Origin of the sequence: Archangium violaceum, assembly GCF_016887565.1 — a bacterium.
Lineage (GTDB): Bacteria > Myxococcota > Myxococcia > Myxococcales > Myxococcaceae > Archangium > Archangium violaceum_B.
Genome location: NZ_CP069396.1, coordinates 11,434,670 through 11,449,461 on the forward strand (window position 1 = coordinate 11,434,670; position 14,792 = coordinate 11,449,461).

The 14,792-nt window shown below is 70.3% G+C and carries 13 protein-coding genes; 5 read left to right on the forward strand and 8 right to left on the reverse strand.

Annotated features, from left to right (window positions below):
• Positions 1-45: 45 nt before the first annotated feature.
• From JRI60_RS45555 to JRI60_RS45565, 3 genes are all read left to right on the forward strand, one after another.
• On the forward strand, positions 46-1,350 hold the full coding sequence (locus JRI60_RS45555; protein WP_204222345.1) for a glycosyltransferase: 1,305 nt from the start codon (positions 46-48) through the stop codon (positions 1,348-1,350).
• 277 nt (positions 1,351-1,627) lie between these two features.
• Positions 1,628-2,971, forward strand: a complete 1,344-nt coding sequence (locus JRI60_RS45560) for an NfeD family protein (RefSeq protein WP_204222346.1) — start codon at positions 1,628-1,630, stop codon at positions 2,969-2,971.
• Entirely contained in the window at positions 2,968-3,729 is a 762-nt protein-coding gene (locus JRI60_RS45565) for a slipin family protein (RefSeq protein ID WP_204222347.1), read from the forward strand. Before JRI60_RS45560 ends, JRI60_RS45565 begins: the two co-directional genes overlap by 4 nt.
• A gap of 21 nt (positions 3,730-3,750) precedes the next feature.
• Here JRI60_RS45565 and JRI60_RS45570 read toward each other — a convergent pair whose 3' ends face one another.
• On the reverse strand, positions 3,751-4,248 hold the full coding sequence (locus JRI60_RS45570; RefSeq protein WP_204222348.1) for a DUF2721 domain-containing protein: 498 nt from the start codon (positions 4,246-4,248) through the stop codon (positions 3,751-3,753).
• A gap of 140 nt (positions 4,249-4,388) precedes the next feature.
• Between JRI60_RS45570 and JRI60_RS45575 the strand changes: the two genes are divergently transcribed.
• The gene (locus JRI60_RS45575) at positions 4,389-4,883 is read left to right on the forward strand and encodes a helix-turn-helix domain-containing protein (protein WP_204222349.1); all 495 of its coding nucleotides are present in this window, start codon (positions 4,389-4,391) and stop codon (positions 4,881-4,883) included.
• Positions 4,884-4,887: 4 nt separating this feature from the next.
• Positions 4,888-7,539 (forward strand): VIT domain-containing protein, encoded by a 2,652-nt coding sequence (locus JRI60_RS45580; RefSeq protein ID WP_204222350.1) that lies wholly within the window; start codon positions 4,888-4,890, stop codon positions 7,537-7,539.
• A gap of 353 nt (positions 7,540-7,892) precedes the next feature.
• Here the strand turns inward: JRI60_RS45580 and JRI60_RS45585 are convergent, their stop codons facing one another.
• From JRI60_RS45585 to JRI60_RS45615, 7 genes are all read right to left on the reverse strand, one after another.
• Positions 7,893-9,335, reverse strand: a complete 1,443-nt coding sequence (locus JRI60_RS45585) for a di-heme oxidoredictase family protein (protein ID WP_204222351.1) — start codon at positions 9,333-9,335, stop codon at positions 7,893-7,895.
• Positions 9,332-10,831 carry an RCC1 domain-containing protein gene (locus JRI60_RS45590; RefSeq protein WP_204222352.1) on the reverse strand — a complete coding sequence of 500 codons (1,500 nt, stop codon included), beginning with the start codon at positions 10,829-10,831 and terminating at the stop codon, positions 9,332-9,334. Before JRI60_RS45590 ends, JRI60_RS45585 begins: the two co-directional genes overlap by 4 nt.
• Before the next feature lie 118 nt (positions 10,832-10,949).
• Positions 10,950-11,348: a hypothetical protein gene (locus JRI60_RS45595; RefSeq protein ID WP_204222353.1), complete on the reverse strand. Its 399-nt coding sequence runs from the start codon at positions 11,346-11,348 to the stop codon at positions 10,950-10,952.
• Positions 11,349-11,430: 82 nt separating this feature from the next.
• Positions 11,431-11,778: a DUF3703 domain-containing protein gene (locus tag JRI60_RS45600; RefSeq protein WP_204222354.1), complete on the reverse strand. Its 348-nt coding sequence runs from the start codon at positions 11,776-11,778 to the stop codon at positions 11,431-11,433.
• A 28-nt stretch (positions 11,779-11,806) separates the two neighbouring features.
• A complete protein-coding gene (locus tag JRI60_RS45605; RefSeq protein WP_239470106.1) occupies positions 11,807-12,511 on the reverse strand; it encodes a helix-turn-helix transcriptional regulator in 705 nt (234 codons plus the stop codon).
• Between the two features lie 109 nt (positions 12,512-12,620).
• The gene (locus JRI60_RS45610; RefSeq protein ID WP_239470107.1) at positions 12,621-12,923 is read right to left on the reverse strand and encodes a YkvA family protein; all 303 of its coding nucleotides are present in this window, start codon (positions 12,921-12,923) and stop codon (positions 12,621-12,623) included.
• A 96-nt stretch (positions 12,924-13,019) separates the two neighbouring features.
• On the reverse strand, positions 13,020-14,426 hold the full coding sequence (locus JRI60_RS45615) for a hypothetical protein (RefSeq protein WP_204222356.1): 1,407 nt from the start codon (positions 14,424-14,426) through the stop codon (positions 13,020-13,022).
• Between the last annotated feature and the right edge of the window lie 366 nt (positions 14,427-14,792).

The window sequence follows — 14,792 nt, forward strand, 5'->3', positions numbered from 1 at the left end:
TCCACGCTCGCCACCTCGGCCCCATCCTTCCAGGCAGGAGGTCTCATGCTCGACGTCGTCGACATCGGTGATCGCTCCCTCGCGTCCTACCGCGGCGTCGCTCCCGACGAGCAGCTCGACGAGCTCGCCCGCGTCGCCCGCGAACTGCGCGGCGCCCGCATCCTCCACCTCAACGCCACCGCCTATGGAGGTGGCGTCTCGGAGATCCTCCGCTCCAGCGTTCCCCTCCTCCGCGCTCTCGGCCTCCAGGCCGAGTGGAAGATCATCCGCGGCGACGACGCCTTCTTTCAAATCACCAAGCGCCTTCACAACGGCCTGCAGGGCGCCCCCGGCGAGCTCTCCGACACCGAGAAGGCCGTCTACCTCGGCAACGCCCAGCTCAACGCACCCCACCTCTCCGAGGGCTACGACTTCGTCATCGTCCACGACCCCCAGCCCGCCGCCATCCCCGGCCTCGTCCACCACCGCGGCCCCAAGTGGATCTGGCGCTGCCACATCGACACCTCCCACCCCAACCCCGCCATCTGGGACTTCCTCCTGCCCTACCTCGGCTCCTACGACGCCGCCGTCTTCACCCTCCAGAGCTTCATCCCTCCCCGCTTCCCCGTCCGCCGCGTCGCCATCATCCCTCCCGCCATCGACCCCCTCAGCCCCAAGAACCTCTCCCTCCCCGAAGACCTCGCCCGCCACATCCTCGAGTGGATCGGCGTCCGCATCAGCCACCCCCTCGTCACCCAGGTCAGCCGCTTCGACAAGTGGAAGGATCCCCTCGGCGTCGTCGCCGCCTACCGCCTCGTCCGCCAACGCATCCCCCGCCTCCAGCTCGCCCTCCTCAGCTCCATGGCCCAGGACGACCCCGAGGCCTGGGACATCTACGAGAAGGTCCGCGCCGAGACCGCCGACGACCACCTCATCCATGTCTTCACCAACCTCGTCGGCGTGGGCAACGTCGAGGTCAATGCCTTCCAGTCCCTCTCCGATGTCGTCATCCAGAAGTCCCTGCGCGAGGGCTTCGGGCTCGTCGTCTCCGAGGCCCTCTGGAAGGGCACCCCCGTCGTCGCCGGACGGGTTGGCGGCATTCCCATGCAGATGCCCCCGGGCACCGGCGGCATCCTCGTGGACAGTGTCGAGGAGTGCGCCGATGCCCTCCTTCATCTCCTGCGTCACCCCCAGGAGGCTCATGCGCTCGGCGCGCGCGGACGGGAGCGCGTCCGGCAGCACTTCCTCATGCCCCGGCTCGTGCTCGATGAGTTGCTTCTGTTGGAGGCGCTCGCACAGGAACGGCCCGTGGGTGATGCTTCGCGAGAGATCGTGGTGGAGTCACCGCTGGCCAGCGAGGTGGGGCACTGAGACGGGGGATGACCCTCACCCCAGCCCTCTCCCAGAGGGAGAGGGGGCTGCGGAGCGCTGCTGTGTAGCACAGCGGACCCCTCGGCTCCCCGCGCAGTGCACGGCTGGATGGATGCCCTCCAAGGTGGGGTGACTTTGCTCGGGCTGGTGGTCAGTGGTTCCGCTGGTTCTCAGAGGTGGAGCACGAGGACGGATACCCTCACCCCGTCCCTCTCCCAGAGGGAGAGGGGTTGGGGCCGCGGTGTTGGGGCCGCGGTACAAGGAAGTGGGGTTCGCGATGCTCGGGGCGTTCGGGCGATTGGCCGTGGTGGCCCTGGCGCTGGGGGTGATTCTGCTCGGCCAGGCGGACGGACATGCGGATTCCCCGTCGCCCCCCACCGTCTCCCTCTGTGTCCTCGATGGCATGGTCGATGCCGGCTCCAGCGCCTACCTCGTCGACTGTGTCCGGCGCGCCCAGGACTCCGGTCATCAGGCGCTCCTCCTCCGCCTCGACACCCCCGGCGGCGAGCTCGAATCCACTCGCGATATCGTCCGCGCCTTCCTCGGCGCTCGCATCCCCGTGCTGGTGTGGGTGGGACCTTCCGGCGCCAGGGCCGGCAGTGCCGGAGTCTTCATCACCCTCTCCTCCCACCTGGCCGCCATGGCCCCCGGCACCAACATCGGCGCCGCCCACCCCGTCGTCGGTCTCACCGGACAGGACCCCGAGGAGGCCGGCGGCAAGGAGATGGCCCGGAAGATCGAGAACGACGCCGTCGCCTTCGTCGAGGCCATCGCCAAACAGCGCGGCCGCAACGTCGAGTGGGCCATCAGCGCCGTCCGCCAGAGCGAGAGCGTCCCCGCCGAGAGGGCCCTCGCGCTGCACGTCATCGAGCACGTCGCCCCCACCCAGGAGGCCTTTCTCGAATGGGCCAACGGCCGCACCGTCACCGTCGCCGACACGCCCGTCACCCTGCGCACCGCCAACGCCCAGGTGGTGGAGCTCGCGCCCTCCCTCTCCCAGCGCGTCCTCCACGTCCTCGCCCAGCCCGCCGTCGTCTACGTCCTCTTCCTCATCGCCGGCCTCTGCATCACCGTGGAGCTCACCCACCCCGGCCTCTTCGCCCCCGGCATCGTCGGCGTGGTGTGCCTGGTGCTCGCCCTGCTCGCCTCCTCCGCCCTGCCCGTGCGCACAGGCGCCCTCGTCCTGTTGTTGCTCGGCGTCGCGCTGCTCGTCGCCGAGCTCTTCGTCACCAGCGGCCTGCTCGGCGCCACCGGCACCGTGCTGCTCGTGCTCGGCGGCGTGTTCCTCGTCGACCGCTTCGACGCGGACTGGTTCGTCGACCGTCCCCTGCGGATTCCCCTGCAGACGCTCATCCCCACCGCCGTCTTCTTCGCCGGGGCCGCCGTCTTCCTCGCCTTCCGCGCCGCCGAGACCCGACACAAGCCCCAGCTCGCCGGAGACGTGGGCCTCGTGGGCGAGGTGGGCCAGGTACTCGAGGCCGTCTCGTCCTCTGGCGGCGAGGTGTTCGTCCACGGCGAGCGCTGGTCCGCTGTCTCCTCCTCGCCCCTGGCCCCCGGCGCCCGCGTGGTGGTGCGCCGCGTGGAGGGGCTCACCCTCTTCGTCGACGAGGTGAAGCCATGAACGACTTCTTCCTGAATGCCCTCGGGCTGCTCATCCCCCTGGGCATCCTCGTGCTCCTCTTCCTCTCCGGCGTGCGCATCGTCAACGAGTACGAGAGCGGCGTCGTCTTCCGCCTCGGCCGCTTCGTGGGCCTCAAGCGCGCCGGCTTCCGGTGGATCATCCCCTTCGTCGAGCGCATCGTCATCATCGACATGCGCACCGTCGCGCGCGACGTGCCCCCTCAGGACGTCATCACCCGGGACAACGTCAGTGTGAAGGTGAGCGCCGTCGTCTACTTCCGCGTCATCCACGCCGACAAGGCCGTGCTCCAGGTCGAGGACTACCTCTACGCCACCAGCCAGCTCGCTCAAACCACCCTGCGCGCCATCCTCGGACAGGTGGAGCTGGATCAGCTCCTCTCCGAGCGCGACCGCGTCAACCGCGACATCCAGAAGGTGCTCGATGCCCACACCGACCCGTGGGGCATCAAGGTCTCCAACGTCGAGGTGAAGCACATCGACCTGCCCGTGGAGATGCAGCGCGCCATCGCCCGCCAGGCCGAGGCCGAGCGCGAACGCCGCGCGAAGATCATCGCCGCCGAGGGCGAGCACCAGGCCGCCGAGAAGCTCTTCCTCGCCGCCGACGTGCTCAACCGCAACCCCATCACCCTCCAGCTGCGCTACCTGCAGACGCTCGTGGAGATAACGGGCGGTGGCAACCAGACCATCATCCCCATTCCCCTCGACCTCATACGCGCCCTCGGCCTGCAACCGAAGTGAGTGCCGGACGCCCCGGTGCGCTCAGCTCCTTCGCTCCTCCGTGGGGGCGGGGACCTCGGCGTCCTCGTACATCTCGCGCTTCTCCAGCGCGATCGCGTCCCGGCCGAGCCGCAGCGACGCCAGCGCGAACACCGCGATGACGCCCAGCAGCACCACGCCCACCGAGAAGGACACCACCGGCAGCACATCCGGCACGCCGAAGCGCCGCTGCGACAGGTACAGCAGCGAGGTCAGCACGAACGAGATGAGCGCCCCGTAGTCCATCCCCATCGCCCGCGCCAGCAGCAGGTGCCTCCGGTCCAGGATGGCCACCTCCGCCTTCAGCAGCTCGCGTCGCGGATCTCCCTTCGGCAGCGAGCGCCACTCGCGCAGCATCTCCCGCATCCGGGACGTCATCCGCCCAATCTGGTTGTCCAGCCCCGTGGCCAGGATGCCGCACGCGGACACCATGACCGCCGGTGTCACCGCCGCTCCGATGACCCGGATGGAAGAGATGTCCACGCCGCCCGTCGCGTCCATGGGCCCTCCTCTGACCCACCCGACCCGCCCGGCGCAAGCCCGGCCGCCTGCTCCCCCCCATCCTCACAGTGGTTTCATGACAGTGACAAATCGACAGTGACGACTTGACACCAGAACTGTCGGGTCCTACTGTCTGGGTCGTGAGCACAACGAAGACATCCAAGGAGTGGAAGCTGACGGAGCTGGCCGAGGCGGCGGGCGTGTCCCCCCGGACCGTGCGCTACTACGTCCAGCGTGGACTCCTGCCCGCCCCGCCCTTCAAGGGGCCGGACACCGTCTACGGGGAGGACCACCTGCTGCGCCTCAAGGCCATCCGCGCCCTACAGGCGAAGTTCCTCCCGCTCGATGCCATCCAGGTGGAGCTGGCGCGGCTGGGTCCCGATGAGCTGAAGGCGCTCGCCGACACGGACTCCGCCCGCCTTGCGTCCCCCACCGCCGAGGCCCCCGCCCCGGCGCCTCTCCCGAGCCCGGAAAAGGCCGAGGCGTCTGTCTCCCCCTCGGAGGGGGTGACAAGCTGGCGCCGGTGGGAGCTGGCACCAGGGCTGGAGCTGCACCTCGCCGATACGGCGGACGCGAAGACCCGGGCGCTCGTGGAGCGTGTGCGCGCCCTCATCCAGGAGTCCCAGGAAAGGTAGAGCCATGGAGAACGTCGAGAACGTCAAGGCAGGGCTGTACACGCAGAGCGGTGCCCAGGTTCCCCTTCAGGGCGTGGACGTTACCGGTGAACTCCTCGGCGGCCATGCCAGGGTGCGCGTGCGCCAGCGCTACCGCAACGCCGAGTCCAGGCCCGTCGAGGCCGTCTACGTCTTTCCGCTGCCCTCCGACGCCACGCTCACCGCGTTCTCCATGGAGTGTGCCGGGCGCCGCGTGCACGGCATCCTCAAGGAGCGCGAGGAGGCCTTCCGCGCCTATGACGACGCGGTGACGGCCGGCCACGGCGCCGCGCTGCTCGACCAGGAGCGCCCCAACGTCTTCACCGCCCAGGTGGGCAACCTCCTGCCCGGCGAGGAGACGCTCGTCGAGGTGGAGTTCCTCCAGGCCATCCAGGTGGAGGAAGGCTGCGTGCGCTGGGCCCTGCCCACCCTCGTCGCCCCCCGCTACATCCCTGGCAACTCCCAGGGTGACCGCACCGCCCACGGCGCGGCCAATCCCACCAACCGCGTGCCCGACGCGGACCGCATCACCCCGCCCGTGGGCGACGCGCGCTACGGCCTCACGTTGGACCTGCTCGTCTCGCTCGGCCGCGAGGTGGTGGTGGAGAGCCCCTCGCACAAGCTGGACGTCTCCCGCGCCGAGGGCGGCATGCGCGTGAAGCTCTCCCAGCCAAACGTGGCGCTGGACCGCGACCTCGTGCTCAGCGTGCGCAGCCCCGACACAAGCACCCCGCTCACCACGCTCGTCACCCACCGCAAGGGCCAGGAGCCCGGCACCTTCGCGCTCACCGTGGTGCCGGACCTGCTCGGCATGGCCGCGGGCCCCAAGCGCCAGGAGGTGGTGTTCGTCGTGGACACCTCCGGATCCATGGACGGCGAGAGCCTCCCCCAGGCCCAGGGCGCGCTCCGCCTGTGCCTGCGCCACCTGCGCGAGGGCGACCGCTTCAACATCATCGCCTTCGAGAACTCCTTCCGCCTCTTCTCGCCGGAGCCCGTCGTCTTCACCCAGAAGACGTTGGAGCAGGCCGACCGCTGGGTGGCCGCCCTGCACGCCAGCGGTGGCACCGAGCTGCTCGAGCCCATGCGGGCCGCCGTGCGGGCCGTGCCGGATGGCGTGGTGGTGCTCCTCACGGATGGCCAGGTGGGCAACGAGTCGGAGATCCTCGACGCGGTGATGGCCGAGCGGAAGACGGCGCGCCTCTACTCCTTCGGCATCGGCACCAACGTGAGTGACGTGCTGCTCAAGGACATGGCCCGGCAGACGGGCGGCGCGGTGGAGTTCATCCACCCCGGCGAGCGCATCGACGACAAGGTGGTGGCCCAGTTCTCCCGCGCGCTCGCGCCGCGCGTCACCGGCGTGGAGGTGCGCTTCGAGGGCGTGGAGGCCTCGGAGCTGGCCCCCGCCGAGCCGCCGCAGCTCGTGGACGGCACGCCGTGGAGCCTCTTCGGCCGCTACACCACGCCCGGCTCGGGCAGGGTGGTGCTCAAGGGGAAGTCGGGCGCGGAGACGTTCTCGCTCTCCATCCCCGTGAGCTTCCCCGCCGAGAGCGATAGGCCCGCGGTGGAGAAGCTGTGGGCCGCCGAGCGCATTCGCGCCTGGCAGGACGCCGCGCTCGTGGGCCGGCGCGCCCAGGCCCTCAAGGAGCGCATCGTCCAGCTCGCGCTCGCGCACGGCATCGTCACGCCGTACACCTCCTTCGTCGTGGTGGAGGAGCGCACCGGCGAGCGCCGCGCCTCGGGCCAGCCCGAGACGCGCGTCGTCCCCGTCCACGCCCCCGCCGGCTGGGCCATGTTCGGCACCGCCAAGCAGGAGGAGGCGGAGGGCGCGGCCATGCCCTCCCTGGCCGCGGCGACGCCCCGGAACCGCGGGGCGGCCCCGAAGAAGGTGGCCGCATCCTTCGCGAATGTCTCCGCGGGTGCGCCACCGCCCCCCTCGCCCGTCCGGTACGCGTCCGCTCCGGCCGCAATGCCTCCTCCGGCTCCCGGCGCGCCGGCTCCCGCGGCGGCGGCTCCCGTGGTAGCCGCCGCCCGGCCCCAGGAGCAGGCGAAGGGTGGTGGCTTCTTCGAGCGGCTGCTCAGGAGCAAGGCGAAGGAGGTTGCGTCCTCGGCGGGGCCTGGCGGGGATGCCTTCGCGGCTCCCGAGCCCCTCTCCCTGGAGGCCCCCAGCGTTGACTCCCTGGACTTCGAGGGCGATGACGAGGCCATCTCGGTGCGGCGCGAGGGATTGGCGGCCGGAGGCCTTGGAGAGGTCGCCACCGATGGCGGCGTGGGCCTGCTCGAGAAGCAGCTCGCCAGCGGCCTGTGGGCCGGTACGGGGACTGGGCCCGAGCCCGTTCGCCAGGCTCGCGCCACCGCGCTCGCCCTGCTGGAGTTGCTGCGCCTGGGGATTACCAGCAGCCACGCGTTGCACGGCGCCCAGGTGAAGAAGGCCGTCGAGGCCCTGCTCGCGCTCGTGCCACAGTTGAGTGGTGCTCCCGATGTGGCCGAGCTCGTCCTCGGCGTGGCCTGGCTCGTGGCCGCGGGTCCTCGCACCCGGGGACGGATTGCCCAGGCCGCTCAGCCCATCGCCGGGCTCAGCTCGCGGCTGGAGAACGAGGTGGCCCTTCGCCAGCACGTGGATGCGCTGGCGGCGCGGTAGAGCAGGCGGAGTCACGGAAGGGGAGACCCTCACCCCAGCCCTCTCCCAGAGGGAGAGGGAGCATTCACGGTGTCACGGAAGGGGAGACCCTCACCCCAGCCCTCTCCCAGAGGGAGAGGGAGCATTCACGGTGTCACAAGGGGGAAGACCCTCACCCCAGCCCTCTCCCAGAGGGAGAGGGAGCATTTACGGTGAGGAATCGGGTTGGACCCTCTCCCTCTGGGAGAGGGACGGGGTGAGGGTATGGGGTGGACTCGGGTTCCCCATTTCCCGCGCTCCACGGATTGGAAAACGGGGACAGGCACCCTCACCCTGACCCTCTCCCGGAGGGAGAGGGGATGAATGAATGGGAGCTACAGCGACTCCAGGAACATCAGCAGTGACTCTCGCTCCTCCTTCGAGAGCTGCTTGACCGCTTCCCTCGAGGCCTCGGCCTCTCCACCGTGCCAGAGAATGGCCTCCATCAACGAGCGCGCCCGCCCATCGTGCAGCAAGCGCGTGTGCCCGTTGACGGTGGCCGTCAGCCCGATGCCCCACAGCGGTGCCGTGCGCCACTCGCGCCCAGTGGCCTCGAAGTCCGGCCGCCCGTCCGCGAGCCCCTCGCCCAGGTCATGCAACAACAGGTCCGTGTAGGGACGGATCGTCTGTCCGGACAGCTCCGGGTAGCCCTCCAACATGCCCGTGGTGAGCGTAGGCCGATGGCAACCCGCGCAACCCACCCGGTGGAAGAGCGCCTTCCCCCGCAGCACCTGGGGTGAGTCCACGTCCCGGCGCGCCGGCACGGCGATGACGTGCGAGTAGAAGGTGAGCGCCGCCAGCCGGTTCGCCTCCACCTCCGGCGCTCCTCCCGAGGGCGCATCCCCGCAGGCCTGCTCGGCCGGGGTGCACGGCTGCGCGGGAAACAAGGGCGTGGTGAGCCCCATGTCTCCGAGGAAGGCCCCGGCGCTCTGCTGCTCCAGGTCCGGCTGGTTGGCCTTCCACCCGAAGCGCCCCAGCACCTGCCTGCCCTGACGCACGCTCCACACGCGGTTGGGCCGGCCGGAGATGCCATCCCCGTTCGCGTCGTCCGGGTCCGCCCACTCCAGCACCGTCTCCTCGGGGACCGCCGCCAGCAGACCGAGCCCATGCAGGGGTTGCGCGAGCCGCGGCGAGAGCATCGTGTCCGGATGCGGCGGACCGTGGGCCAGTTCCTCCAGCGCATACTCGGGAGCCATCAGGGTGAAAGGCTCACCATCCGCGAAGGTGCCCGGGCGCGGCGTATGGCGCACCACCAGCCGCGCCTCGGCCGGCACACCCGGGACCCCCTTCGGCTGCAGCTGGTCACCATAGGTGGGCTCCGGGAGCGGTCCACCGTTGGGCGCCATGCCCGGGATGCTCAGGCGAATCAGCAGCGCCTCTCCTGTGGAGCCGGGCTCGTCCGGTGGCGCGGTCCTCCCGTTGCCCACGTGGCAGGACTTGCACGCCACCGCGTGGAAGAGCGGCCCCAGCCCGTCCCGGTCCGCCCGGCTGCTCGAGGCCGGCGCCGGAATCCAATCAATCTCAAAGACGCCTCGCCCCGAGACGAAGCCCGAACGCCGCTCCAGCGTCAGCACGGGCAGCGCCTGGGAGAAGGCCTGCGCGCTCGCGTCGGTGACGGTGCCCGCCTCGCCTCCCGATAGCGCCTCTCCAGGCTCCACCACGTCCCAGCGGACCGGAGGCACCTCGTCCAGCGGAGCCGGAGACGGAGGCTCCCCACGGCACGCCATCGCCGAAAAGCCAAGCACCACCGCCAGCGTCCAACCCTGGCGCGTCCTCATGGCAGCTTCACCACCACGGGCTCGGGGAAGCTCCAGTTGTTCTGCAACGTGTCGTTGCCCAGCGAGCCGGTGCTGTTCCAGCCCCACCCGAAGAGCTGACCATCCCGGCGCAGCCCCAGCCCGAACGTGGAACCCGCGGCGGCGTCCCTCAGCTCCGAGAGCCCCACCACCGCCTTGTCCGCGAGGGGATGGGCCTGATGCTCCGAACCACTCTGCCCGTTGCCGAGCTGCCCGTTGAAGTTCTGGCCGAAGCCCCACAGCGTGCCGTCCGCCTTCAGCGCGAGGCCGAAGTTGGAGTTGGCATACACGGCCACCACGTCCGTCAATCCCACCACCTTCACCGGCGCACGCACCTCGAAGCCCGAGCCGCTCTCGCCGTTGCCCACCTGCCCGCTGGCATTGAGGCCCCAGGCCGACACCGTGCCGTCCTCGTGGAGCGCCAGCACGTGGTCACGCCCGCTGGCGATGTCCACCACGCTGGAGAGGCCCGGCACCCGCACCGGCTCGGGATGGGCCACCGAGTCCTCGGTGCCCTGGCCCAGGTTGCCGAAGTTGTTGTTCCCCCAGGCCCACACCGTGCCGTCCCTCGTGAGGGCAACCGACTGCTGCGAGCCGCCCGCCAGCTTCACCACCTCCGTCAGCCCGCGCACCGGCACCGGGTAGTCGCGGTCCGTGGTGGTGCCATCCCCGAGCTGCCCGTTGTTGTTCTTCCCGAAGGCCACCACGGTGCCATCGGCCTTCAGCACGAGGGCGTGACTGAAGCCGAGCGCGCCCGCCACCGCGTCCGTCAGTCCAGGCACCTGCGTGGGCCGATTGCGCGGCTGGGTGTCCGGGGTGCGTGGCTGGCCCTCCACGGGTGGAGTCCCCAGGCCGAGCTGTCCACTGGCGTTGGCGCCCCAGGTCCACACCGTGCCGTCCTCGAGCACCGCCAGCGAGGTGTTGCTGTTGATGGCGATGGAGGCCACCCGCGACAGCTCCGCCACCAGGACCGGCGTGGAGCGAGGAGTCGTATCACCGAGCCCGAGCTGCCCCTGCGCGTTCTGCCCCCACGTGTAGAGCCGTCCGTCGCGCACCGCGCCACCGTGCAGACCGCCCGCCGACACGAGGGTGCCGAAGTGGAAGGACACGGAGGCCTCGGCCACATGGCCCGTGGCATCCTCCGCGCGCACCACCAGCGTGTTGTTCCCGGGCCGGGGCGTCACCTCCAGCGCGAACGCGCGCCCACCCTCCGACTCCGTGGACTCGAGGACTCGCGTCTCGCCATCATTGAAGCGCCAGGTGAGCCGCTCCACGCCGGTGTCATCGGCCGCGGTGCCCTCCAGCCGCACCTGCTGGTACGCGCCCAGGCGCCAGGCCTCTCGTGGCGAGGTGAAGCTCACGGTCGGCGGCGTCAGGTCCGCAGCGGCCGGTGGCGTGTTCGTCCCGGGGGGCGGCTTGCCACCACATCCCCACAGCAGAACGGCGCCCAGCAGGGCGCGAGGCAGACGTCGGTGCATGGCTCTCCTCTCACCGGAGCCAGACTCCGGCGGAAAGCCCTGCCGGTAACGCATCCCCGGGAGGAGCACAAGCCACCCACGTGCGCTCGGGCTCCCCCTCCTACTGTCTCGGATCGCGTTACGGAATCTTGGGCGCGTCTTCCGAGGTGTTGAAGATGATGATGGACGTGCAGGTGTTGGATGCGTCCCAGCCGAAGGCGAGAGAGCTGTCCCCATTCAGGGACTGGACCATGTTCACGAAGCCGGGCGCCGTGGACGAGCAGCTCACGTAGGTGCCGCCAGCATCCCTCGCGTAACACTGACCGATGATGGTCGTGAACGGACTGACCGACTGCGTGTAGCAGCCGATGTACTGCATCGAATCCGCGCTGTTGCGCGCTCCTCCCAGAGAGCCCTGCGCATGCCGGTTCGTCACGTCCACCACGACCTGCTGGCTGGACTTGAAGCCGGCCACGGCGCTGGTGGCCGCCAGCAACGCTCCCACCCCCACGGCCGCAACGGTCATCTTCCTCTTCATGCGCGCTTCTCCCGGTGAGTGGGGCGACCCCTGTCGCCCCCGTGCGGCCGGCATGATGGGGAATCGGTCTGACATCGCCCGCTCACGCGTCCAGCAGGGCGCGCAGGTCCTCGGGAATCGGCATGGGCGTGAGGATGCCCACGTTGGCTCCTCCGGTATTGCCGAGCGGAGCCCGGCCGAGCCACGAGCCCGGCCCGGCCACCAGGATTCGCGCCAGCTGACCGAGCAGCTCGCGCACGTCCCCGCGCCGCCACCCGAAGGCGAACATGAGGCAATGCACCCGGACATGCGGCCCGGCATGGGCCTGACTCAGGATGTGGGCCCGCTCCAGGTGCCGCCACGCGCGCGGCAGCTCACCACCCCGCTCCGCCTCGGTGGCCTGGTGCAGCTCGGTCTCGAACGCGGCCCGCAGCTTCGACTTCATCGGCATGACTTCCTCCTTCTTGACCGCGCCACCTTCACGCGGGAGGAGCGCCGCGCGCTTGTAAGAACTCGCCACCTCCTGGGGGGAGGACCCACTCGACCACGCCGGCGATCTCCGAGGGGGAGAGCCCGAACACCCGGCGGAAGACGTGGCTCAGGTGGGCGCTGTCGGTGAAGCCCGCCGCGTGCGCCGCGGTGGTGAGGGGAGCACCCGCCCGCAGGTGCTCGGCGGCGCGGTGGAGCCTCAGCCAGAGGATGTACGGCCGGAGCGCCAGCCCCACCTCGGCCCGGAAGAGATGGGACAGCCGGCTGGTGGAGAGCCCCACCCGGGGCGCGAGCGCCTCGAGGCGCACGTCTCCCTCAAGCGCCTCCGGCAACAGGCGCAGCAGGCGCTTCACCGCGGGATGGGTGGGCCGAGGGCTCGCCGTGTCCACCCGCAGCGCGAGGAGCATCGCCTGGGCGAGCGACTCGGCCTCGTGCCAGTGCCTCGGTGGCGCCTTCGGGGCGAGCGACACGAGGCACTCGCCCGCCCGCTGCCAGTCCGCCACGGAGTCTCGCGCGATGCCGAGTGTCTGGAGGCTCCGTCCGACGAGGTCATCGGGGTACACGTGGAGCAGCACCGCGGCACTGGCCGCGCCGGCCACGGCGTGCTCGACATCCGGCGGGATGATGGCCGCCTGGCAGGGCCGGGTGCGCAGGCGGGAGTCCGCCAGCGAGACCGGCTCACCGAGCGACAGCACCAGTTGGAAGCTGTGGTGCGCATGCGGTCGCGTCTCGCCCAGGGGCCCCGCGTAGAGCAGGCGCCCGGGTCCGAAGAAGAGCCGCCCCCTCCACGTACGGCTCACGGGGTCAGCGGTCGCGCAGTGGCGGAGTGCCCGTCCGAGCCTCCTCCGCCGAATCCAACGTTTTCGGCCACGCCGACTCCGGCTGGTAGCGCTGCACCTCGCGCACCACGAAGAAGGCCGCCGCCGACAACACGCCGATGTCGTCCAACCAGCCCAGGATGGGCAGGAAGTCCGGCAGCGCGTCCACGGGCATGACGAAGTAGATGACGGCGAACAACCCCGCGAGCCTCCGCCACATCGGCACGCGCGGGTCTCGCACGTAGCGGAAGAACCGGGTCCCCATTGCTCGAAGGCCTGCAGCGTTCATGTCCTCTCCTACGAATGGAGGCCGATTTCCATTGCGGCCCCTCCACCGTAGGCGCCCGGCCGCTCGTGGGGCAAGCCGCCATCTCCCCGAGTGTCCTCAGTCGTCCTCGCACGGCTCCTTGGGCGGCTTGTCCTTCTTGGCCCCCCGCGCACCCGGCGCCTCCGGCTCCTCGCAGTCATCGGGGCCCGGGTGCTGTTCGAAGGGCGGACGCCGCTCGAGGAAGGCCTCCATCAGCTCCTGCCGGTACGGGAGGAAGGTGCCCACCAGCGACTCCGAGAGCCCGTAACGCGGGCCGTCCGGACCCTCCTCCAGCGTGCGCTCGCTCACGTGGACGAAGGTGTAGAGGGTGGACTTGGAGGGCCAGGTGAGCCCGCCTCCGAGGTTCGTGCCCGTGCTGAGCTGGTGGCACCCCGCGCAGGAGAGCGTCTGCGCCCTCGCGACGATGTTCGCCGGCGTGAGCGTGCTGCGCAGCGTGGAGAGCCGCTGCTGGAGTTGGGTGCGCAGCGGGCTCGCACCCGTGCCGAAGTGGTGGACGTAGAGGTTCTCCGTGCCGCTCGCGTTGCTCTGCCCGGTGTTGAAGCGCTCCTCGGTGGCCATCGTGTAACGGAGCAGGTCGTTGGTCGCCAGCGTCCCCACCTGGGACGCCAGGGACTCCGCGAAGTCCGCCTTGAGCGGATGGCCCACCTTCGAGCTGAAGAGCACTCCGGCCGGGTTCGTCTTCACCGTGTCCGGCTCGAAGCGCATCACGCACGAGCCCCCCTCGCACCGCTTGCGCACGCGGAACTCGCGCAACGTCCAGGTGGACTGCATGAACTGGTTGGTGCGCACCTGGCCGGTGGCGCGATCCGTGGCGTTGCCGAAGTTGTCGATGTCGATGACCGGCGGGATGTTCCCGATTCCCTCGAAGTAGAAGCGGTGCAGGGCCTCGGCGCGCACCGCCGGGTCCGGCTCCTGGGAGAGCTCCGCCCAGAAGCGCATCACCTTGCGGCACCCGTGAATCCCCTTCTTCGGCTTCGGGTTGGGCAGCACTCCCTCGAAGGCGATGAGGTTGCGGCTGCGCGAGTTGGTGATGCCCGAGCGCCGGGCGAAGACGATGCGGTACTCCCCGCAGTCGCTCCCGTCCTCCGCCGCCAGGTCGAAGCGGTTGAAGAGCCCGATGGGCACGTACGCCGCGTGATGGGTGTCCGGATTGAGGAAGGGATTCTCCTGCGCCTGGCTCCCCTCCGCCCGAGGGCAGGCATAGGCGAAGCCGTTGAAGCCCGGCAGCCCGTCCTCGAGCGTCTGGTCATCGCAATGCGCACCGCCCAGCCCCAACCCCGGCCCCGGCCGCTGCGTGTCCCACCACTCCTGGTAGAGCCTCAGCCCCGTGAGCCCCGGAATGCCGCTCTGCTCCGCCAGCCGGTTCATCACCTCCTCGAAGCTGAAGCGCGCCAGGATGAGCTGGTCCGTCACCGCCAGCGAGCGCCGTGGATCCACGCTCACCTCCAGCCCTGGCTTCGCCATGGATTGGGGGCCGCCCATCGGTAGCAGCCCGATTCCACGTCGCTCTGGATGGAGTGACACCCCCGGGGAAACCGCTGGAGCCGATGGCGGCTCCACCGTCACTCCACATGCAGATAGGGCCACGACCCCCGCCGCGGCCAGGAGATAGAACGCACGCATCAGGACCCCCCTCATGCGGTCCGCCCGAAGCAAAGACAGCGGCGGGTCCGCCTCCAGAACTTAGGAACCCTGGCAAGGCGGGGTTGACCGTCCGGGAGGGAACGCTCGGTGTGGAGCCGCGGGACTGGTTTCGTGTGGAGCCGCACGACCTTCTTGTCCTGGAGGGACGTGGGTCTCCGGTTTACACGCGGCGGGTCTCGTTCGAAA

Coding starts and splice junctions, on each gene's coding strand:
- JRI60_RS45555 (WP_204222345.1), top strand. CDS start 46: ATGCTCGACGTCGTCGACATCGGTGATCGCTCCCTCGCGTCCTACCGC.
- JRI60_RS45560 (WP_204222346.1), top strand. CDS start 1,628: ATGCTCGGGGCGTTCGGGCGATTGGCCGTGGTGGCCCTGGCGCTGGGG.
- JRI60_RS45565 (WP_204222347.1), top strand. CDS start 2,968: ATGAACGACTTCTTCCTGAATGCCCTCGGGCTGCTCATCCCCCTGGGC.
- JRI60_RS45570 (WP_204222348.1), bottom strand. CDS start 4,248: ATGGACGCGACGGGCGGCGTGGACATCTCTTCCATCCGGGTCATCGGA.
- JRI60_RS45580 (WP_204222350.1), top strand. CDS start 4,888: ATGGAGAACGTCGAGAACGTCAAGGCAGGGCTGTACACGCAGAGCGGT.
- JRI60_RS45585 (WP_204222351.1), bottom strand. CDS start 9,335: ATGAGGACGCGCCAGGGTTGGACGCTGGCGGTGGTGCTTGGCTTTTCG.
- JRI60_RS45590 (WP_204222352.1), bottom strand. CDS start 10,831: ATGCACCGACGTCTGCCTCGCGCCCTGCTGGGCGCCGTTCTGCTGTGG.
- JRI60_RS45595 (WP_204222353.1), bottom strand. CDS start 11,348: ATGAAGAGGAAGATGACCGTTGCGGCCGTGGGGGTGGGAGCGTTGCTG.
- JRI60_RS45600 (WP_204222354.1), bottom strand. CDS start 11,778: ATGCCGATGAAGTCGAAGCTGCGGGCCGCGTTCGAGACCGAGCTGCAC.
- JRI60_RS45610 (WP_239470107.1), bottom strand. CDS start 12,923: ATGAACGCTGCAGGCCTTCGAGCAATGGGGACCCGGTTCTTCCGCTAC.
- JRI60_RS45615 (WP_204222356.1), bottom strand. CDS start 14,426: ATGGCGAAGCCAGGGCTGGAGGTGAGCGTGGATCCACGGCGCTCGCTG.